Genomic DNA, 19,756 nt, shown 5'->3' on the forward strand with positions numbered 1-19,756 from the left:
TTCCGGCATCCTTCAGGTGGACGCCTTTGCCGGCTACAACGGCCTGTTCGATCCCGAGCGTCGCAGTGAGCCTATCCAGCCGGCCTTTTGCTGGGCTCACGGACGACGACCTTTGTTCGAGCTCGCCGATATCGAAAGGGTGCGAAAAAAGAACGGCAAGGGCGGCGCCATCTCTCCGGTTGCGCTCGAGGCGGTGCGCAGGATCGACGAGATCTTTGCCATCGAACGTGATCTTTATGGCCTGCCGCCTGATCAGCGCCTTGCCGAGCGGCAGCGGCTTTGCGCGCCACTGGTTGAGGAGCTGCATGCCTATATGATGACCGAGCGCGAAAAGCTCTCGCGTCACGCGGACGTGGCCAAGGCCATGAACTATATGCTCGCGCGCTGGACAGGCTTTGCCGCATTCCTTGAGGATGGCCGCATATGCCTTTCGAACAACGCAGCCGAGCGGGCGCTGCGCGGAATTGCCCTTGGCAGAAAAGCGTGGCTGTTCGCTGGTTCGGACCGCGGTGCCCGCCGGGCCGCGTTCATGTACACCCTCATTGTCTCGGCCAAGCTCAACGATATCGATCCCCAGGCCTGGCTCGCCGACGTGCTCGCCCGCATTGCCGACATGCCGCAGAACCGGCTCAAAGAACTTCTTCCCTGGAATTGGGTGCCGCAGGCCACGCGTCAGGCCGCCTGATCGTGCAGCGCAATAAGGTTCATGCCGTCAAAACCATCGACCGCGTCGCTGCCGAGCTCGGCGAGACGGTCGACCGCATCTTCGACATCGCCATCGAAATGGAAACGGAAGACGGCGTGATCTGGTCTATAGCCTCGCCGATGACGGTGGCACGATCGCCTTTACTGAAGATGGGGTCGAGTGCCTCCGAAATCTCATCGAAGAACACCAATCAGCCGGACTATGACAGTGCCGTGGCCCTCAACGGAGGCTTACGACCTTCCGGCATTACCTTAATGATAATATGGATACGCTGGCGACACTCGGCGTGCCCAGGAATTCGACGTACTCAATTGTCATCAATGAAATAATAAGATATATATATAACTTATTATGGAGGAGATGATATGAAGATTTTAGTTTCCATGCTTGCCGTTCTCAGTGCGTTCGGCGCAACGACCGCCGTGGCGCAATATCCCGAGCGGGCGGTGCAGCTCATCGTTCCGTTCGCCGCTGGCGGACCGATCGATGGCAGCGGGCGTTTAGTCGCCTCGGCGCTGTCCGAGCTCTGGTCGAACGCGGTGGTCATCGACAACCGCCCCGGCGCAGGCGGCGCGATCGGAACGCAGGAGGCCATTCAGGCCGAGCCCGACGGCTATCGATTGTTGCTGGGATCGTTCGGACCTTTGGTGATCGCTCCGGCGATCGGACAGGCGGACTATGATGTGCTGGACGGTTTGGTGCCTGTCTCGCTTGTCTCGCGCTCGCCGCAGGTTCTTGCCGTTTCTGCCAGCGTGCCGATCGAGAGTATCGAAGCGTTCATCGCTTATGCGCAGGACAATCCGTTCGAGATCAGCGTCGCCTCGGCTGGGCTTGCCACGTCGCCCCATCTAGCCATCGAGTTGATGGCGCAAGAAGCGGGCATCGATGTTGTCCACATCCCCTATCGCGGCACCTCCATGGCGATCCCCGATGTGCTTGGTGGCACGGTGCAGGCGATCATGGGCGATGTGGCAACGCTTGCCGGACCCATAAAGGATGGGGGCCTGCGCCCGCTCGCCATCACGGCGGCCGAACGGCTCGAACAGTTTCCCGACGTTCCGACCATGGCCGAATCTGGCTTACCGACCGTCGCGAGCTATAATTGGTCGGCCATCTTTGCCCCGCGAGACACGCCCGTCGAGATCATCGAGCAGATCTCCCAGGCCGTCATTGAAGTCAGCGCCCAGGACAGCTATCGCGAGTTGATGCTCGGCCAGGGGATTTCCCCGCTCTCGGGCACGCCGGAAGAAACACTGCAATATTTCCAGGACGAAGTTGCGCTTTGGTCGCCGATCATCGCTAACATCGAGATCGAATAGGCACTCCGAACGATCGGCCGCTGCGTTCTAAGATCTAGGGCGCAGCGTCTCGATCCAGACCGCCAGCGCCTCGGCCACGGCTTCGGGGCGTTCATGGGGGAGGGCGTGACTGGCTTTATCTATGGTTTGAACGCTTACCCGCTCGCCGAGCGTCTGCTTATAAAAAGTATAAGATTGCGGTGGACGGAAAGGGTCCTGCAGGGCCAAAAGGTCTAGGATCGGTGCCGTACCGGAGCGCTTCCAGGCGTCATCTGTATTTTCACGCGCCGCTCTTTGGGCGGTCATCACCGGTCCATGCCATCCGCTCAGCCAGTCCTCAGGATCGTTGCCCGGCGCGAAAAACGCCATGCGCAACGCGGCGAGTTTGTCGTCACGGCTTGTCTCGGGGTTGCACAAGATATCGATGGCACCGGACAGGTGGCCAGGCCATTTACCCGCCCCGGCCGCGAGCAACGCCAGGCCCGCGACACGCTCAGGATGGGCCTGCGCCACAGTGCGCGCAATCCAGGCGCCATAGGCATGGCCCGCCACAAAACCCCTTTCCGCATGCGCCGCGATGATGTGTGCGACATCGTCGGCCAGATCGTAAAAACCAATCCCCTCGAGCCTGCCATCGCTCTCTCCAATCCCGCGAGGATCAGGTAGCGCCACCTGAAATCCGCGCTCGATCAGCCCTTCGGCCAACTCCATAAAATCGGACCCCGCTCGCCCGGTGGAGGCAATCAAAACAATGAGTGGCCCGGAGCCCCCAAACCGATAGCCGATTGTGCGTCCCGGGGCTTTTAAAGTTGCGTGTTCGATCATCTAATCTGCTCGCCATGTCTTGCATGTCTTTGAATGAATTCGAGAGACAGCTGGTTGAAGCGTTCAGGTTCTTCCCATGGCAGTGCATGGCCGGCGGTGGGGAAAACCTCGAACTGGCTATGCTGGATATGGTCGGCCCATAATCTCATGAGCGCAGGTGGCGCGAGCATATCAGCGCACCCGGCCATCACAAGGGCCGGGCATTGGATCGATGCCAGCTTTGCGAACGTATTGGCTTGTCGCAGCGGCTGGAGTGAACCGCTTGCCGTCTGGCGCGAACGATCTTCGATTTCGAGCCACCTGCGGAGGCCATCGGGCTGCTCCATACGATAGGTTGGGCCGAGTTCAAAGGCGTGGGAAGCATCGGGTCCGAGATCGACCTTGAGCCTGGCGATAGCGGCCTGAATATTCGGCTCGCTGATCCTACCGTTGGATGCGGCGACGATAAGGCCTAAAACCCTGTCCGGCCGCCAGGCCGCATAATCGAGCGTGTGGAAACCGCCGCCTGCCACGCCCATGAGGAAAAACCTCGTTAGGCCCAGATGATCGACCAGCGCATCGAGATCTTGGCTCGTGTTGCCAGGCTGTGGCCCGGTCTCGGGGTGCGCGATGCTGCCGCCCAATCCTCTTCGGTCGAACGCGATAAACCGGTAGTGGTTCTGGGTGAAAAAGGAAAATTGTGGATGCCAGGTTTCACTGGTGCCGGTATTGGCGTGAAGGGCGACGATGACCGATCCGGATGCTTTGTTATCACGATAGAGCAGACGCGTTCCGGGCAGCTCGGCATATTGCGGTGCAGGAAGCGAAGGCAGCATCGTCATGCTGGCCCCATAGAAAAGATGTCGCGATCGGTGCCGTAATCGAGATAGCCCAAACGGCTGAGCGGTTGAAGACGCGACAGGTCGACCTTGCCCGCCACGATGGCAGCGTCGTCAATATAGATGCCAACCACTTGTCCCAAAATGATCTGGCTCTCGATCTCCGCGCCGTCGGCATTGGTCAGAGAAATAGTTGAAACATAGCGACATTCCAGCGCCACGGGGGAAAGCGCGACACGAGGGGTGCGGATCGAAATCGACGGCGCCATCGCCAATCCGATCGCTGCGGGCTCGCTTTGATCGCTGGCGAAATTGGCAGAACTGGCGAGAACAGCATCTCTCAGTTGATAAGTTGCCATATTGGCAACGAATTCACCCGAGCGCTCGGCATTGTGTTGGCTGTCCTTGCGTTGCGAGCTCGAAAACATCACCATCGGCGGGCGGGTGGAAACGGCGTTGAAAAAGCTGTAGGGCGCAAGATTGACCACGCCCGTCTCGCCAATCGAGGAAATCCAGCCGATCGGTCGTGGAGACACCAGCGCCAGAAAGGGGTCATGGGCAAGCCCATGATCCTTTTTCAGGGGGTCGTAATACATCGTATATCTCCGAGGATGGAGGGTGTCCGGGGCGATAGCCCGCCCCGGATAACCATGATTTAGCGGAGCGAGGATAGATCGATCGATTGGAGTAATTCGCTATAGCGCTGGAGGTCTTGTTCGATGTGATCGGCTAAAGGCTCAGGGCCTGAGAAGATCAGGTCCACACCCGCAGTCCGCGCACGCTCGACGGTCTCCCCATCGGTCAGAGCGATTTCGAGTTCAGCCTTGATCGTGTCCCGGATGTCGAGAGGGAAGCCTTTGGCTCCGACAAAGCCGAACCAGTTGATCGAAACAAAGCCGGGGACCGTTTCAGACGCTGTTGGAATGTCGGGATCGATTTCAAGCCGGCTTTCGCCCGTAATGGCGATGATCCGCGCCTGACCGCTATCGGCCAATGCCTTGGCGGCGGCATAGCTTGTGAACGCCAGGTCGGTTTCGCGCGAAAGCATGCCGGTCGAAGCGGCGGAAACGCCACCATAGGGAATGTGGACCATTTCAATCCCGGTTTCGCGCTGTAACAATTCCGAGGTCAAATGATTGCCGCTACCGGTTCCTCCCGATGCATAGGCCAGGCCACCGGGAACCTGCTCGGCCATATCGATCATGGTTTCAAGGGAATCGATTGGACTGTCGGTCGGTACCATTATGGCAATTGGAATTTCTAGCGCCAGGCTGATCGGCACGAGATCCTCGCGCGGATCGCCAATGGTATCGGGGTAAAGGGTGGGGGCGATGGCTGCCGCCGAACTGATAAGCAATATCGAATAGCCATTTGTGGGCTCTGACAAAAGAGCCTGGGTGCCGATAGTGCCGCCTGCGCCCGGGCGGTGCTCGAGAATGAAATTGCCTCCCGTCTGGCGGGCAAGGGCTTCGGCTGCAAGACGGCTCGGAATGTCGACCATGCCACCCGGCGTCGCGGGGACAATAATTTTAACCGGCTTATCCAGCGGCCACTCCGCAAAAGCCGGAGTGGCCAGAGCGGATATCGTTGCAAGCGCCAACATTGCTACGGGCAGAATTGATGTGGAAACGGGCATACTTTCTCCTCCAAAAGCCTAAAAGCTAATTTAATAGCTTATTGGTTGTCGCAAACTTGTCTCCCAAGTTCAATGCCTATTGAAGCCAATAGGAAAGACTGTTAGATGAAAAATATATAAATATGCTTTTTAGGGTTAGTGATGCTTGGTTTCCGGGGCGATGTTGCCGTGATTACGATCGACAATCCACCGGTAAACGCTGGGTCTGCCAAAGTACGGGCTGGGCTTTTGGAAGCGCTCGGTGCTCTTGGTGATCGCAATGGCATCAAGGTTGCGATCATTATCGGTGCTGGTAAGACGTTTATGGCGGGCTCGGACATTCGCGAGTTTGGCGCGCCGCTTTCGGATCCCCAGCTTCCTGCCGTCATCGCGGCAATCGAGGCCTGTCCCGTGCCGGTGATTGCTGCCATTCATGGCGCCGCGCTGGGTGGGGGGTTTGAATTGGCCTTGGGGTGCGATTATCGGATTGCGCAACCGGGCGCCCGCATCGGCTTGCCGGAAGTGGGGCTCGGGCTGGTGCCCGGGGCAGGGGGTACGCAGCGCCTGCCGCGTTTGGTTGGCATGGAAGCGGCACTCGAACTGGTGGTCAGCGCCAAGCGCATCGATGCCCAGAGAGGCTATGATCTGGGCGCCATCGACGCGCTCAGCGATGGCGATATACTAGATGACGCTCTAGCTTTTGCGGACACTGGCTTGGCCAAGCGGCCCTTGCACGCGATGGCAATTGCCCCTTTCGAGCATGCTGCCGTCAAGTCGTTGAGCGCTAAGTTGATCGCCAAGGCCAAGGGCCGTCCGGCGGCGGAAAAGGCTGCGCACTTGACCTTGCAGTCGCTCGAACATGATTTGCGCGACGGGCTGGAAATCGAGCGCGCGGTCTTCCAAGATATCCGCATTACCCCGGAAGCCTTTGCCTATCGCTATCAGTTTTTCGCCGAACGGCAGGCCAGCAAAAACCCGTTCGATGCCCAAGCCAAAACCATTGCCGCGGTCGCTGTCGTGGGATTGGGCACGATGGGTGCGGGCATCGCTTATTGCTTCCTGCGCGCGGGATATAAGGTCATCGGCATCGAAGGCGATCAGGACCTGCTCGACACGGGGCTAGGCCGGATCGATGCGCTGATCGAAAAAGATATAGCGGCCAGTCGGATCACGCCCGAGGCTGCTCAGTCGATGCGCGAAAACCTGTTGGGAAACGCCAGTATCGAGGCCGCCAAAGATGCCGATCTTGCTCTCGAAGCGATCTTTGAAGATCTTGCCGTAAAACGCGATCTTTTGGGGCGGTTGAGCGCCGTACTCTCCCCCGACGCGCTGATCGCCACCAACACCTCCTATCTCGATATCGACGCTATGGCCGAAGCCGTCTCCCATCCCGAGCGGTTTTTCGGGCTGCATTTTTTCAGCCCCGCCCATATCATGTCGCTGCTCGAGATTGTGAGCAGCACCTCAAGCAGCGCGGGCGCCATCGCGAGCGGATTTGCCATCGCCCGCAAATTGGGCAAGCAGCCTGTTTTTGCGCGCAACAGCTATGGATTTATCGGCAACCGGATTTATGCCGCCTATCGGCGTCAGGCCGAGTTCTTGCTCGAAGACGGGGCGGAGCCGCCGGAGATCGATGCCGCGATGATCGGGTTCGGCATGGCGTTGGGACCGTTTGCGGTCTCCGATCTTTCGGGCCTCGATATCGCCTGGCGCATGCGCCAGGCCCAGGCGGCCAGCCGCGATCCGAAGGCGCGCTATGTTCGGATCGCCGACCAATTGTGCGAAGCGGGACGGCTGGGGCGAAAGACCGGCGCGGGATTTTATGATTATCCCAACGGCAAACCGGTTGCATCCCCCATCGTCACTGAGATCATTGATGCCGAGCGCCGGGCGCGTGCCATTACGCCCCGCACCATCGGATCGCACGAAATCCAGGCCCGCTGTTTTGGCGCCATGGTCAATGAAGCGGTCTTGCTCCTCGAAGAGGGCGTGGCGTTGCGCGGTTCCGATATCGATGTGGTGCTCGTGCATGGTTACGGGTTTCCGCGCTGGCTTGGCGGGCCTATGTGGCACGCCGCGCATATGGAGCCGGCCGCGCTGGACAGCGCCATAGATCTTGCCGCTCAAGCTGAAGGCGTAACCTTCAGGCGCGGCGATGCCGCCACCGCGCTCGCCACGCTTAAAAACCAGAATTGAACCCGGGAAGAGAGATGAGCCTTAAAATTGAACGTGCCGATCGCATAGCCACGATCACGCTCGACCGTCCGCCGGTCAATGCCATCACGCTATCGATTTATCAGGAAATCGCCGAGATTTTCGAAGCGGTCGCCGCCTGGGACGACATCAATTGCGTGGTCTTTTCGGCTGCGGGCAGCAAGGCGTTTTGTGCCGGGCTGGATCTGAACGAATTTCTGGCCGCAACGGTCGAAGACGATCCGGCCCGGGCCGCGATCATCCGACGGTGCTTTGCCGCCATCCGCCACGCCGCCGTTCCTGTCATCGCCGCTGTCAACGGACCGGCTTTGGGTGCGGGCTGCGTTATCGCTTCAGTGTGCGATATCCGCATTGCGTCGGAAAACGCGCGCTTTGGCATGCCGGAAATCAATGTGGGGCGATGCGGTGGCGCCAGCCATATGCAGCGCCATCTGCCCCAAGGCATGTTGCGCAAGATGTATTTCACCGGCCAGCCCATTTCGGCCCAGGAGGCGTACCGTCTCGGTTTTGTGCAGGAGGTCGTCCCGTTCGACGATCTCGCGATGACGGCACATGGCTTGGCCCAGACCATCGCCGCCAAGGCGCCCATCGGTTTGCGCATGGCCAAGCGCGCGCTCAACGAGGTCGAATTCATGCAGACCGAGGCAGGCTATGAGCATGAGCAGGCCTATTCCACAAAACTGATGGCCACAGAAGACGCGCGAGAAGCGACCCGCGCCGTGGTGGAAAAACGCGCTCCTATCTGGGTAGGGCGCTGATATGGGAGCCTCGCTTTTTTCTCGGATCGAACACGCCGGTGCCGATGCGCCCTGGATTATGTTCGGCAATTCGCTGATGACCGATCTTTCTATCTGGGATGCCCAGGCTAGAGCCCTTTCCGGGCACTATAATATCATGCGTTACGACCAGCGCGGCCATGGCGGCTCCCCGCTCGGCGCGCCCGGTTTTTCCTTTGACGATCTGGGGCAGGATCTGCTCGACCTGCTCGACAGGGAAGAGATTACGACATGCCTTTATGTCGGCCTCTCGATGGGCGTTCCGACCGGTCTTGCCGCTTACGCACACCAGCCGGGTCGGTTTTCTGGCCTAATTTTCGTTGACGGACAGGCCGCGAGCACGCCCAGTTCGCAAGGCTTCTGGTCCGAGAGGATTGCGACCGCGCAAAGCGAGGGCATGGGCGCCATCGCGGCCCAGACGATTGCCCGCTGGCTGCAACCGGAAAACCGCACCGGCCCAAAGGCAGAAACGCTGGCGGATATGATTTCCGCAACGCCGCTCGAAGGCTTCATCGCCTGCGCCTCTCTGCTCATGGATTATGACCAGACCGCCGCTTTTAATAAGGTTGCCGTCCCGCTTGCGCTGGTTGCCGGGGCCCAGGATGGGGCCATGCCGGACACGATGAAAGCGCTCGCCGCGCGGCATGGACATGCACGGTTCGTGGCCATAGAGAGCGCGGGCCATGTTCCCAATTTCGAACGCCCCGAGGCGTTCAATACCGTGCTTACCGGCATATTGGCTGATTTCGCCCAGGGCGGCCACTCATGAAGCTCCTGTGGTCGCCTCGATCGCCTTTTGTACGGAAGGTGATGATCCTTCTGCACGAACTCGACCAGGTCCAATCGGTTGAGCTGATCCGCGCCGTGGCCACGCCAAGGGGCGTCCCCAACCCCGAGATCATGGCACACAATCCTTTGGGCCGCATTCCGGTTCTGCTCGTGCCCGATGGCGAGCCGATCCTGGATTCGGCGCTCATCTGCGAATTTCTGGCCCGGCATTTTGCGGGTGGGGATGCCCTCGTTCCAAGTTCGGGCCCTGTGCGCCGCACGCAGATGCGCTGGCAGGCGCTCGGGGATGGATTGACCGAAAATTTGCTCCTTTATCGCATCGAAAAAACCGGTGCGTCGGGCGGTGATCCGGAACGGTTGGCCTCGCTGGGCGCCAAGATCAGAGCATGTTTTTCGGCGTTGGCCAAGAGCGCCGATAAATTGGAGCGGGCCCCATTTGGGATCGGGCAGATCGCCGTCATCTGCGCTTTGGGCCAGGCCGACTTCCGCTTTCCCGACAGCGGATGGCGCGCCGGATATCCGGGCCTTGCCACTTGGGAGCGGCAGGTGGCCGGACGGCCTTCGGTCAAGGCGACCGGGGTCAAAGACGATCTCGCCGAGACGGGGCCGTCCATGGATTTGAAGATTTAGGAGCGTATTTTGGCAGGACCACTTTCTCACATTCGCGTTCTCGATATGAGCCGCATCATGGCCGGCCCCTGGGCCGGGCAAATCCTTGCCGATCTAGGCGCCGACGTCATCAAGGTGGAGAGGGCGGGCGAGGGTGACGATACGCGCCGCTGGGGCCCGCCTTATCTGACGGCCAGCGATGGCAGCAAGACCAAAGAATCGGGCTATTATCTCTCGGTCAATCGCGGCAAGCGCTCGATCGAAATCGATATTTCGACTGAAGAGGGCCAAGCCGTCGTGCGCGATCTGGCCCGGACATCCGACATCGTTCTGGAAAACTTCAAAACCGGCACCTTGGCGCGCTACGGGCTGGGATATGACGATCTCAAAGTGGTCAATCCCGCACTCATCTATTGCTCGATCACCGGCTTTGGGACGGATGGACCGCGCAGTGGCGAAGTGGCCTATGATTTCATGATCCAAGCCATGGGGGGCCTGATGAGCGTGACGGGGGAGACCGACGGTCAGCCCGGCGGTGGGCCGCAAAAGGTTGGCATTCCCATCGTCGATATCATGACCGGCATGTATGCGACCATCGCCGTCTTGGCCGCTCTGGCCAAACGCGACCAGTCGGGCCAGGGCGATTATGTCGATATCGCCATGCTCGATGTGTCGGTCGCCATGCTGGCCAATCAGGCGATGAATTTTCTGGTTGGCGGGCAGGTGCCTTCGCGCAAGGGCAACAGGCATCCCAACATCCAGCCCCAGGATGTATTTGTCACACAAGATGGCCATATGGTGCTGGCCGTTGGCAATGACGAACAATTCGCACGCTTTGCCGCGGTGCTCGAACGGCCCGAATGGGCCGAGGACGAAAAGTTCGCGACCAATGCCGCTCGCGTGGTCCATCTCGAAACCCTGCACCCGATGATTTCCGAACGGCTTTTGCAGCACCCCTTGGCCTATTGGGTGGAAAAACTCGGCGCAGCCAAGGTGCCGTGTGGGCCGATAAATACGGTCCCCATGGTGTTCGAAGATCCGCAGGTCAAACATCGCCAGATGGTGCGCGATCTTGCCCATCCGCTTTCGGGCACGCTCAAACAGGTGGTCAGTCCCATGCGGTTCGCACAGAGCGGTCTGTCCTTTGATAAGGCGCCGCCCCTTTTGGGCGAACATACCGACGAGATCCTCTCGCAACTGGCCTCCCAGGAGGTGCGCCGATGAGTAAAGCTCTAGCGCAAAAGCTTAGGATTTCCCTGCCTGACCGGGACGGAATGGATGACGATCAGCAACGGGTCTACAGTCAGATCGTGGACGGGCGACGGGGAAAATTGGTCGGCCCCTTGCGCGCCGCACTGCATGTCCCGCGCCTTGCCGAACAGTGGAGCAAATTGGGCGAAAGCCTGCGCTTTGGCACGCGCCTGCCGCCGCGCCTGTCCGAGCTGGCCGTCTTGATGACAGCAAGGTTCTGGAACAGCGAGGTCGAATGGAGTATCCATCGCACCATCGCCCAAGCTGCGGGACTGGACGATGCGATCATCGATGCGATCCGCGATGGGTCGGCGCCCATCCTCACCGATCCGCTGGACCGGGAGATCTACAGCTTCGTTTCTCAGCTCCTCAACACCACCAATGTTACCGATGCGGCCTATGATCAGGTGCTGGCCAGATGGGGCGAAGGCGGGGTGGTCGAATTGACGGCGCTGGTAGGGTATTACGGCATGGTGGCGCTGACACTGAATGTTCATGGCATCCCGCTCCCAAACAGCGTCGAAGAGCATTTGAAAACGCGCGAAATCCATCCGCCTAAGGCGCCCTCGTTTCTTCCCGGCCTGACGGACTGAACTGGCGCTTGCTAGCCTTGCCCCTATCGGGCATGTCATAACCAGATGCAGTTTTCTCGTATTTGAGGATGAGGATGGTCGGGCAATCCAGCACGCTGGCCGCGTTGAAAAAGAGTACGGTGGCACGCTACATCCAATTGGCGAGCCTTTTCCGCCAGCGCATCGAGGTAGGCACCTGGCCGGTGGGGCTGCAAATCCCCACCGTCGAGGAACTTTCGCGCGAATGCGGAGTGGCGACGATGACCATCCGGCAAGCGCTCTCGATCCTGGAAGGAGAGGGGTTGATCGAGCGGTTTCGGGCCAAAGGCACGTTCGTGCGCCAGCGCCCGGCCCGGGATTTATGGTGCCAGGTGCAGACCGATTGGAGCGGGATGCTAATCGCTCGTGACAACGCGCAGATTGAAATCCTTTCCGACGATCGCGATGTGTCCCTGCCCGTAAAGGAGGAGCGGATCGGCACCCCGGCGCCCGGCTACAGGCATTTGCGCCGCCGCCACACCCGCGACGGCGAAGCGTTTCTCTTAGCCGATGTCTATGTGTCCGAGCGCATTGCACCGTTGATTTCTGAAGCCGAATACAGCCAGAAAACCGCGCTTAGGCTGGTGGCTGATCTCAAAGGCGTCGAAATCACCGACGCCACTCAAATTCTCACCATCGACAGTGCTGACCTCGTGACCTCCGATCTCCTCAACATCGCCCTGAGCCAGCCCGTCGCCCGGGTTGAACGCGTTGCCGTCGATAGCACGGGGGAGATTATTCTGGTCGCGGACGGCATCTATCGTGGCGATAAGGTCCGCATCGATTTCAAACTCAAATAGGCTTCATGCCGCTCACCCGTCCGACAATCGTGTCGCCTGAAAGGCAGGCCGCTGTTCCAGAATGGCGGCGAATTCGGCCGCATGCGGATGCGCGCGCCGCCAATCGAGAGATTGAAACCTAAAGTCGAGATAGGCTAGTACCGTAGCAAGTGCGATATGGCCGACCGTCATTTCGGTCCCTGCCAACTCATCGGCCTCGCCCTCGAGAACACTCAGCCCCGCTTCGAACTTTGCTGCAAAACTCTTAAGCAGCGCCTGGTTTTGCTGCGGCACAGGGCGCATCATTTCGCTTCGCCACAACACGGCCAGATCGAGCAGCCCCATGCCAAGGGCCTGCTGCCGCAGGGCGGACAACCGCGCATTAGCCCCGATCGGAATAAGCGGCACCCCGCCAGCGATCGTATCGAGATAATCGATGATCACCCGGGAATCATAGAGCACGCCGCCATTGTCGAGAATCAGAACAGGTATCTTGTTCAGGGGATTGTGGGCCATCACGCGCGCGTTGGGCGCCGCCATGGCGACCGTTTCAGCGATCAGCTCGATTTGCCTCTCGAGGCCTTGTTCGTGAGCCACGATCATCACCTGACGCACGAAAGGGGAGCGTGATGACCAGAAGAGTTTCATCGCGTTTTATCCCGCCATGGCCAGAGCCTTGCGCTTTGCCCAGCGTTTATAGGACGAAAGCGCGTTCCAGACGATCAGCGCCACTGTCAGCGCCAGCACGGTCGCGGAAATGGGCCGCTCGATAAACACCATCATGTCGCCCCGCGCCACCAGCATGGCGCGGCGGAAATGCTCTTCCATGAGCGGACCGAGCACGAAGCCGAGCAGCAAAGGCGCGGCAGGGAGCTTGAGCAGGCGCATGAGATAGCCCAGGGCGCCGAACAGGGTGACCATCCAGATATCGAACGGATTGTTATTGACCGTATAAACCCCGATCCCGATGAACATCAAAACTGCCGGATAGAGCAAGTGATAGGGCACCAGCAACAGGCGCACCCATAGCCCGATCAGCGGGACATTGAGCACGACTAACAAGAGATTGCCAATCCAGAAACTCATGACCAGGCCCCAGAACAGGCTTGGCTGCTGCGTCATCAATTGCGGCCCGGGAGTAATCCCGTGAATGATGAGCGCACCGAGCATGAGCGCCATGGTGGCGCTGCCAGGAATGCCCAGAGCCATTGTGGGGATAAAGGACGTTTGGTCGGCGGCGTTGTTTGCCGATTCCGGCGCCATGATGCCTTCGATAGCGCCTTTACCGAACCGTTCGGGCGTTTTGGAAATCCGCTTTTCGATGGCGTAGGCCAAAAACGCCGCCACCGCAGGCCCGGTGCCCGGCAGCGTGCCGAAAAATGACCCCAGAGCCGATCCGCGCGCCACCGGTCCGGCCGAGCGTTGCACATCGTCCGATGTGGGCTTCATGGCCCTAAATGTCACCGTCGAACGATCAAGATGCCGCGTATCGACCTTGCGGATCGAGGCGATGATTTCGGCCACCCCGAACAGACCCATGGCCAGCGCCACGAGGTTTACACCATCGGACAGCGCCAAGACCCCGAAGGTAAAGCGCGCCTGCCCGGTGTAAAGATCCATCCCCACCGTGCCGATGGCAATGCCGAACACCACCATGGCAAGCCCCTTGAGGGTCGATCCGTCTGAAATGGTGGAGGCTGCTACGAGCCCCAGGATCATCAGCGCGAAATATTCAGTCGAGGCGAAAGAGAGGGCGTAATTTGCGATCACCGGGGCGAACAGCATCATGAGGATGATCCCCACCGACCCGCCGATGAACGAGGCCGCCGTCGTCATAAACAACGCAACGCCGCCGCGCCCTTGCTGGGACATGGGAAAGCCATCCAGGCACACGATAGCATTTGCCGGTGTGCCCGGAATGTTGAGCAGGATCGAGGCGGTCGAGCCGCCATAGCTCGTCCCGTACCAGATACCGGCCAGCATAATCAGGGCCGATGTCGGGTCGAGATGAAAGGTGATCGGAAACAGCATCGAGATCGCCGCCAGCGCCCCGATGCCCGGGATCACCCCGACTACGGTCCCGAGCAGAACGCCGATAAAGCAGTAAAATAAATTGCTCGCCGTCAGGGCCGTGGAAAGGCCCAGGGAAATGTTACCTGCCAGATTGCCTATATCCATCAGAACGGCACCGCAAACATTGTAAGGGGAAGACCCAGGCCTAGGCTGAAGATGAGATAAGCCAGGGCGGGCAGGAAGATGCAAAGCGCCAGGGTCGAAACGAGCCGGAATTTAGGCTCGGCCAGCGCAGAAATCCCGATCAGGGCGATGGCGGCGGGGATCAGGCCGAAGGGCCTTAACATCAGGGCAAAGGCCGCAAGGCTCGCCAGCACCGCAAAGGTGCTGCGCCATTCCACCTGATCGAGCGTGCCCGAGCGGAAAAATGCAGGGATCGCAATGGCTATGCCGAACCCGGCCAGCAATACCCCGACCGCCATGGGAAACATGCCCGGCCCCATGCGCTGGATGGTGCCGATATCGAGCATCGTCCATGCGTAACCGGCTATAAAAATGCCGGTGGAGAGAAGAAGCACGCCACAGGCGATGTCACGCAGATCGAGCTTGAGCATTGATCCTCCCAGGGGTTTTACCAGGGCGCTAAAGTCTTGGGGAACAATCGGGCCCGGCTGGTATAAACCGTCCGGGCCCCTTTCGGGTCATTCCTCGATATCGAGCGTGGCGATGAATTCCCCGAACATCTGGCTGTCGGAGAGTATCGATTGCTGGAACGTTTCATATTCCTGAAAGTCCGGCGCAACGCCCAGATTGGTGACGCTGGCTCTGAACGCTTCGTCCTCGTAAAGCTCGGCAATTGCATCGCTCAACTGCGCGACGATTTCGACGGGCGTATCGGCCGGCGCGAACAGCCCGGTCCATCCCGAAGCGGGAATACCGGTAAGGCCTGCTTCTTCGAGCGTGGGGATATCGGGCAGATTAGCCAGCCGCTCGCTACCGAACACCACCAGCCCGCGCAACGCGCCCGCTTCGACCTGCGGGATGACCACGGTATCGATCATGACATCGACATAACCGGCCAAAACGTCATTGAGCGCCGGATTGGCCCCGGGATAGGGAATATGGTTCATCTCCCCACCCACTTCGGAGAGGAAAAATTCGGTCAGGATATGTGGGGTCGAACCGATGCCCGAAGAGGCGTAATTGAGATCGTCGCTTTCCTGGATATGGGCCAAAAACGCGTCGATATCCTCGTAAGGCAACGAAGGATGCACCGCGAGCAGGCGCTGGGAATCGGCGACCTTTGCGACGGGCACCAGCGCGGTCAGCGGATCGACCTGGGTTTCGGACACATGGGGCAGGATCGAAAAGATATTGTTGGCGCCCAGCATCAGCGTGTAGCCATCGGCCGCTGCCTGGCTGACATAGGTCGTGCCGATCATCCCCGAAGCGCCGCCTTGGTTCTCGACGATAAAGTTCGCGCCAAGCTTGGTGCTCAGCCCGCCCGCCAGCGTCCGTGCCACGGCATCGGCCGTCCCGCCAGCCGGGTAGGGCACCACGATGCGCACCGTGGTTTCGGGATAAGATTGAGCCACAGCGGTCCCGGCCATCATGGCCATCGCCACAAAAGAGCTCGCACACAGTCCAGCAACCTGAAAAGACAAAGACTTCATGATTTTCTCCTCTTTAAAAGTGATAAATATAATCTTTTGTCTTTTGTCAATGGGGTTCCTGTGCAGCCAAGGCTTGGCCACCGGTCGGCTATGCGCCTATCGACGAAGATCGTCGACCGCAATAGCAAGCCGCCACTTCACTGCATTCCAGCCATGCGGCCGGAGTGTTCTGCGCGGGCGGCGAATGCGCATCGCCGAGGATCAGGGCTTCGAGCGTCGTGCCGATCTCCGTCGACGTGGTGGTTCGCGCAAATCGCCCGGCATGTCTGTGTTGAGCTCGGGCCCAGCGGTCAATCTGGGTCATCTCATTTCTGCTCAAGCGCACATAATCCGTCACCGCATCGCCGCCGCCGGTTTTCGATGGCCCCACCTCGATAGACCACACGGGTTGATGGGATGGACACAGGCTTAGGCATGGTGCAATCGGATCGCCCGATCCGGCGCCACCCCCATGGTGCGGCTTTTGCGCCTCATGATCGTGCAATGATTTTTAGCAAAGCGGCTCTAGAACCAATGTCTGCTTGGCTAGGATCTTCGACAAGCCGATGCACCTGGGTCTGTTCGCAAGGCTGCGCTACATGATATCCGATCGCCACCGGACTCCACCGCTCCGCATACTATCGTGACGACGCACGCGTTACGTTTTACTAGAGATGCAGGGCGACCGTCAGGAGCTGCAAGATCACGCCGATGCTTGGGCGTAACGTAGTCGCTTTCAATCGGCCAGATCCCAACGTCCAATCTGCCATAAACACGCTTTCAAATGGACGGGTCTCAACTTTCAATCGGTCGGAAACCTACTTTCGATTGGTCGGGAGAGGATGGCTCCACAGTGTACCCCCAATTTGCAAAGGCCAAATAGGAGACGCACAGTCCGACACCCGCGTCGTGCCCCCGGCCATGGCCAAACGACCGCCTACGCCATCCAGTTACCCGAGAGCCGCCATTCCACTTCCAGCCATCTCGGTCATCCACGCGAGAATCCCGCCATCAGCACAACGGCGGGAGAGGGGCCAAAACCGGTTGGTCCGGTTCTGGCAAAGACGGAAGAAAGCCGCCGTTCCCTGGTCGACGCCAAAAGGGTCATTCACACAACAAGCGGGTATAGCAAAAGCGGCCCTTGATACCATTACGCGAAAGCAGGATTCGTCTGAGTTCGTGGGGCTAAGATTTGCGGGGCGCCATCAGTTCGCATCGCCAGATCGCGGTTTTGGCCAAGCATTTGTCGCAGCGCGTGCTATTGTGAGCAAGTACGGTCTATCGCCGCCATCGCGGGCAAGCACTGACAATCCCTGGATTACGGCAATGACCAGGCCCGCAAGGCTGTCGCTATTGGTGTCGGCTGGTAGAAGACCTTGGGAGACATCGCGGTCAATTCTCTTCTTAAGCCGTAACTTTATATCCTGCCGCACCTGGGCCACGGCATGCTGCACCTCTGCTGAAGCCTCAGAGCCACTGGCCGTGGCGCTGGCGAGCAAGCAACCGCGCGGCGTCAGTTCTCCGGTAAAGGCCTCAACCGCCGCAACCAGCATGCGCTCCGCGGCTTCGCGCGCCGTCGGTGCCTCGGACAGCGCCAGCTCCATGTCGTAGGGCGACCCTGCATAGAGCTGCATCGCCTCCAGAAAGAGCTGCTTCTTGTCGCCATAGGCGGCGTAAAGGCTCGGGGCAGATATCCCCATGGCGGCTGTCAGCTCACTGATTGAACTGGTTTCGTAGCCATGGCGCCAGAACGTCAGCATGGCCTGTTCCAGTGCCTTGCCACGATTGAACGATAGCGGCCGACCAGTTTTGCGCGGGACTTCCTGTTTCATAGTGATCACTAATAAACGCCTTGACCTGCTCAGGCAATAGTTTTACCGATTCCATATCGATCACTATGAAAGTTGGATTATGTCACTCACCGATTTCCGCACTCTGGGACGTTCCGGCCTTACGGTCAGTCCGCTGGCTCTAGGCACAATGACGTTCGGGCCTGGCCCCTTCGTTATGGCTGGTGAGGGGCCAGGAAACGGTGAGTGACGTCAACTACATGCGAGCGATGATTCCTCATCATTCGATTGCCGTCCTCACAAGTATACAGGCGCACATACGTGATCCACGCGTGCGGGAGCTTGCCGACGACAGCATCGAGGCCCAGGTACGCGAGATAGCGCAGATGAAGCGGCTGATTGCCGAGCTCGAGCAGAACCCGCCCCCACAACTGCATCCGACCTGCCTCCACGGTTGCGCTCTAAATCAATTGAATGGCCTCAGGTCAGGAACCTGAAGCCGTTGGGGTCGACCTAGGAGTAGTTGGGGATCACGGCCGGCAGGACCCGCTGCCGAGCCGCCGACATCGAGAATGGTGGCGCGGACCCGACATTGAGAGGTTTTGAAGATCGCTAACTGCTCGACCACACGCTTGGTGCGGCGAACCTATTTGTTCGCAGAAGATGCTTGTTTAGGCCGTAGACTCATAAACTCGTAGCCATAGGCGCATTGAGGCGAGTTGGACCATGGCGAGGAAGTTTTCGGCCAGCTTGTCGTAGCGGGCTGCGATCCTGCGGAAGTGCTTCAGCTTGGAGAAGAAGCGCTCGATCAGGTTGCGCTCGCGATACAGCCATGTGCTGAAGTAGGGTTTTGACCTCCGGTTGGCCTTGGGCGGTATATTGGCGAACGCTCCTGTCTCGCGGAGAGATGCCCGGATACGATCGGCATCATATGCCTTGTCCGCGAGCACTATTGTTCCGGCACCGACATGGTCCAGCAAATCGTCAGCGGCTTGACCATCATGACTTTGCCCGGCGGACAGTTTCATTCGGATCGGGAGGCCCTGCCCTTCGACGACCCATTGGATTTTGGTTGTGAGGCCGCTTCGGGAGCGACCGAGACAATGATCTCGATCCCCCTTTTTGCCGTTGCGGCCTGTTGGTGAGCGCGAACGGAAGTGCTGTCGATCATCTGGATGTCGCCATCGTGCGCAGCGGTGATGGTGTCCATCATCCGGTTCCCCACCCCGGCCCACCGCACGAAACGGTTGTAGCAGATGGTACGCGGACCTTAGCGTTCGGGTAGGTCGCGCCACGGCGCACCGGACCGCAGCACCCAGAAAATCCCATTCAGAACGCGACGATCGTCTACGCGTGGCACGCCTCGCGGTTTGTTGGGCAGGAGCGGCTCAATCACGCGCCACTCGAAGTCAGTCAAGTCATAACGGCTCATGCCGAGCCTGAATCAGAATTGGCAGCGAAATATAAGTCCATTGGGTAACTCGCTTTACTCTTTTGATCAAAGCATTGTATCCCGAGACCATGGTTATGATCCGACCTTCCCGCCCCGACGAGGGCACCCGCTTCATTGAAATTTGGCGAGGCGCAGTTGACGCTACGCACGACTTTCTCACGACTGAGGATCGTCTCGCCATTGACGAAATGGTGTGCGGTTTCCTTCCGCAAGCTCCACTCTGGCTGGCAGTTGATGAAAATGACCACCCGCTGGCATTCATGCTAATCGACGAAGGACACATGGAAGCGCTATTCGTTGATCCCGCCCGGCGCGGAACCGGCATTGGTGCTGCCCTGGTGAAGCATGGCCTCGCCCGTCATCCAAGAATGACAACCGATGTCAACGAACAGAATGATCAAGCTGTTCGCTTCTATGAACGAATGGGATTCAGGCGGACGGGCCGTTCGCCAATTGACGGACAGGGCAGGCCATATCCACTCATCCAGCTAGAATATGTGAACTGACTGGCCGACCTCGGGAATCAAACGCGGCAGCTTCGTTGCGCTGAGATTAAT

The 19,756-nt window shown here is 59.3% G+C and carries 22 protein-coding genes and 1 pseudogene; 12 read left to right on the forward strand and 11 right to left on the reverse strand.

Annotated features, from left to right (window positions below; translation table 11 throughout):
* From tnpC to BLR31_RS20210, 3 genes are all read left to right on the forward strand, one after another.
* The coding region (gene tnpC, locus BLR31_RS20200) for an IS66 family transposase (protein WP_143009475.1) at positions 1 to 685 on the forward strand (685 nt) is incomplete at its 5' end.
* A gap of 2 nt (positions 686 to 687) precedes the next feature.
* On the forward strand, positions 688 to 1,035 hold the full coding sequence (locus BLR31_RS22265; protein ID WP_342027607.1) for a hypothetical protein: 348 nt from the start codon (positions 688 to 690) through the stop codon (positions 1,033 to 1,035).
* 36 nt (positions 1,036 to 1,071) lie between these two features.
* Positions 1,072 to 2,025, forward strand: coding sequence for a Bug family tripartite tricarboxylate transporter substrate binding protein (locus BLR31_RS20210; protein WP_090600015.1), 954 nt, complete (start codon positions 1,072 to 1,074; stop codon positions 2,023 to 2,025).
* 27 nt (positions 2,026 to 2,052) lie between these two features.
* Here the strand turns inward: BLR31_RS20210 and BLR31_RS20215 are convergent, their stop codons facing one another.
* From BLR31_RS20215 to BLR31_RS20230, 4 genes are read right to left on the reverse strand one after another with little or no spacing between them, the layout of a single operon-like run.
* Entirely contained in the window at positions 2,053 to 2,829 is a 777-nt protein-coding gene (locus BLR31_RS20215; RefSeq protein WP_090600017.1) for an alpha/beta fold hydrolase, read from the reverse strand.
* Complete coding sequence (locus BLR31_RS20220; protein WP_090600020.1) at positions 2,826 to 3,650, reverse strand: alpha/beta fold hydrolase; 825 nt, start codon at positions 3,648 to 3,650, stop codon at positions 2,826 to 2,828. Before BLR31_RS20220 ends, BLR31_RS20215 begins: the two co-directional genes overlap by 4 nt.
* Positions 3,647 to 4,243 (reverse strand): flavin reductase family protein, encoded by a 597-nt coding sequence (locus BLR31_RS20225; RefSeq protein WP_090600022.1) that lies wholly within the window; start codon positions 4,241 to 4,243, stop codon positions 3,647 to 3,649. The genes BLR31_RS20220 and BLR31_RS20225 overlap by 4 nt, the downstream gene beginning before the upstream one ends.
* A gap of 59 nt (positions 4,244 to 4,302) precedes the next feature.
* Positions 4,303 to 5,283, reverse strand: a complete 981-nt coding sequence (locus BLR31_RS20230) for a Bug family tripartite tricarboxylate transporter substrate binding protein (RefSeq protein ID WP_090600026.1) — start codon at positions 5,281 to 5,283, stop codon at positions 4,303 to 4,305.
* A gap of 141 nt (positions 5,284 to 5,424) precedes the next feature.
* Between BLR31_RS20230 and BLR31_RS20235 the strand changes: the two genes are divergently transcribed.
* From BLR31_RS20235 to BLR31_RS20265, 7 genes are all read left to right on the forward strand, one after another.
* The gene (locus BLR31_RS20235) at positions 5,425 to 7,458 is read left to right on the forward strand and encodes a 3-hydroxyacyl-CoA dehydrogenase NAD-binding domain-containing protein (RefSeq protein ID WP_090600028.1); all 2,034 of its coding nucleotides are present in this window, start codon (positions 5,425 to 5,427) and stop codon (positions 7,456 to 7,458) included.
* 14 nt (positions 7,459 to 7,472) lie between these two features.
* On the forward strand, positions 7,473 to 8,234 hold the full coding sequence (locus tag BLR31_RS20240) for an enoyl-CoA hydratase-related protein (RefSeq protein WP_090600032.1): 762 nt from the start codon (positions 7,473 to 7,475) through the stop codon (positions 8,232 to 8,234).
* A 1-nt stretch (position 8,235) separates the two neighbouring features.
* Positions 8,236 to 9,021 carry an alpha/beta fold hydrolase gene (locus BLR31_RS20245; protein ID WP_090600036.1) on the forward strand — a complete coding sequence of 262 codons (786 nt, stop codon included), beginning with the start codon at positions 8,236 to 8,238 and terminating at the stop codon, positions 9,019 to 9,021.
* Complete coding sequence (locus tag BLR31_RS20250; protein WP_090600039.1) at positions 9,018 to 9,671, forward strand: glutathione S-transferase family protein; 654 nt, start codon at positions 9,018 to 9,020, stop codon at positions 9,669 to 9,671. The genes BLR31_RS20245 and BLR31_RS20250 overlap by 4 nt, the downstream gene beginning before the upstream one ends.
* Positions 9,672 to 9,680: 9 nt before the next feature.
* The gene (locus BLR31_RS20255; RefSeq protein ID WP_090600042.1) at positions 9,681 to 10,874 is read left to right on the forward strand and encodes a CaiB/BaiF CoA transferase family protein; all 1,194 of its coding nucleotides are present in this window, start codon (positions 9,681 to 9,683) and stop codon (positions 10,872 to 10,874) included.
* Positions 10,871 to 11,494, forward strand: a complete 624-nt coding sequence (locus BLR31_RS20260) for a carboxymuconolactone decarboxylase family protein (RefSeq protein ID WP_143009476.1) — start codon at positions 10,871 to 10,873, stop codon at positions 11,492 to 11,494. Before BLR31_RS20255 ends, BLR31_RS20260 begins: the two co-directional genes overlap by 4 nt.
* A gap of 119 nt (positions 11,495 to 11,613) precedes the next feature.
* On the forward strand, positions 11,614 to 12,312 hold the full coding sequence (locus BLR31_RS20265; protein WP_244505173.1) for a GntR family transcriptional regulator: 699 nt from the start codon (positions 11,614 to 11,616) through the stop codon (positions 12,310 to 12,312).
* A 12-nt stretch (positions 12,313 to 12,324) separates the two neighbouring features.
* Here the strand turns inward: BLR31_RS20265 and BLR31_RS20270 are convergent, their stop codons facing one another.
* The 6 genes from BLR31_RS20270 to BLR31_RS20295 form a co-directional block, all read right to left on the reverse strand.
* Positions 12,325 to 12,939, reverse strand: a complete 615-nt coding sequence (locus BLR31_RS20270) for a glutathione S-transferase family protein (RefSeq protein WP_090600045.1) — start codon at positions 12,937 to 12,939, stop codon at positions 12,325 to 12,327.
* A gap of 6 nt (positions 12,940 to 12,945) precedes the next feature.
* A complete protein-coding gene (locus BLR31_RS20275; protein ID WP_090600047.1) occupies positions 12,946 to 14,469 on the reverse strand; it encodes a tripartite tricarboxylate transporter permease in 1,524 nt (507 codons plus the stop codon).
* Positions 14,469 to 14,918 (reverse strand): tripartite tricarboxylate transporter TctB family protein, encoded by a 450-nt coding sequence (locus BLR31_RS20280; RefSeq protein WP_090600050.1) that lies wholly within the window; start codon positions 14,916 to 14,918, stop codon positions 14,469 to 14,471. The genes BLR31_RS20275 and BLR31_RS20280 overlap by 1 nt, the downstream gene beginning before the upstream one ends.
* A gap of 87 nt (positions 14,919 to 15,005) precedes the next feature.
* The gene (locus tag BLR31_RS20285) at positions 15,006 to 15,977 is read right to left on the reverse strand and encodes a Bug family tripartite tricarboxylate transporter substrate binding protein (protein ID WP_090600054.1); all 972 of its coding nucleotides are present in this window, start codon (positions 15,975 to 15,977) and stop codon (positions 15,006 to 15,008) included.
* A gap of 88 nt (positions 15,978 to 16,065) precedes the next feature.
* Positions 16,066 to 16,281 carry a hypothetical protein gene (locus BLR31_RS20290; protein WP_143009477.1) on the reverse strand — a complete coding sequence of 72 codons (216 nt, stop codon included), beginning with the start codon at positions 16,279 to 16,281 and terminating at the stop codon, positions 16,066 to 16,068.
* An 880-nt stretch (positions 16,282 to 17,161) separates the two neighbouring features.
* The gene (locus BLR31_RS20295) at positions 17,162 to 17,788 is read right to left on the reverse strand and encodes a TetR/AcrR family transcriptional regulator (RefSeq protein WP_090600061.1); all 627 of its coding nucleotides are present in this window, start codon (positions 17,786 to 17,788) and stop codon (positions 17,162 to 17,164) included.
* 200 nt (positions 17,789 to 17,988) lie between these two features.
* On the opposite strand from BLR31_RS20295, the gene BLR31_RS20300 reads away from it, so the two are divergent.
* The gene (locus tag BLR31_RS20300; RefSeq protein WP_342027608.1) at positions 17,989 to 18,243 is read left to right on the forward strand and encodes a DUF305 domain-containing protein; all 255 of its coding nucleotides are present in this window, start codon (positions 17,989 to 17,991) and stop codon (positions 18,241 to 18,243) included.
* Positions 18,244 to 18,417: 174 nt separating this feature from the next.
* Here BLR31_RS20300 and BLR31_RS20305 read toward each other — a convergent pair.
* Positions 18,418 to 19,178: pseudogene (locus BLR31_RS20305) on the reverse strand (IS5 family transposase).
* A gap of 89 nt (positions 19,179 to 19,267) precedes the next feature.
* On the opposite strand from BLR31_RS20305, the gene BLR31_RS20310 reads away from it, so the two are divergent.
* The gene (locus BLR31_RS20310; RefSeq protein WP_090600098.1) at positions 19,268 to 19,705 is read left to right on the forward strand and encodes an acetyltransferase; all 438 of its coding nucleotides are present in this window, start codon (positions 19,268 to 19,270) and stop codon (positions 19,703 to 19,705) included.
* Positions 19,706 to 19,756: the final 51 nt, after the last annotated feature.

This window comes from Pelagibacterium luteolum, assembly GCF_900100665.1.
In the GTDB taxonomy this organism is placed as follows: Bacteria; Pseudomonadota; Alphaproteobacteria; order Rhizobiales; family Devosiaceae; genus Pelagibacterium; species Pelagibacterium luteolum.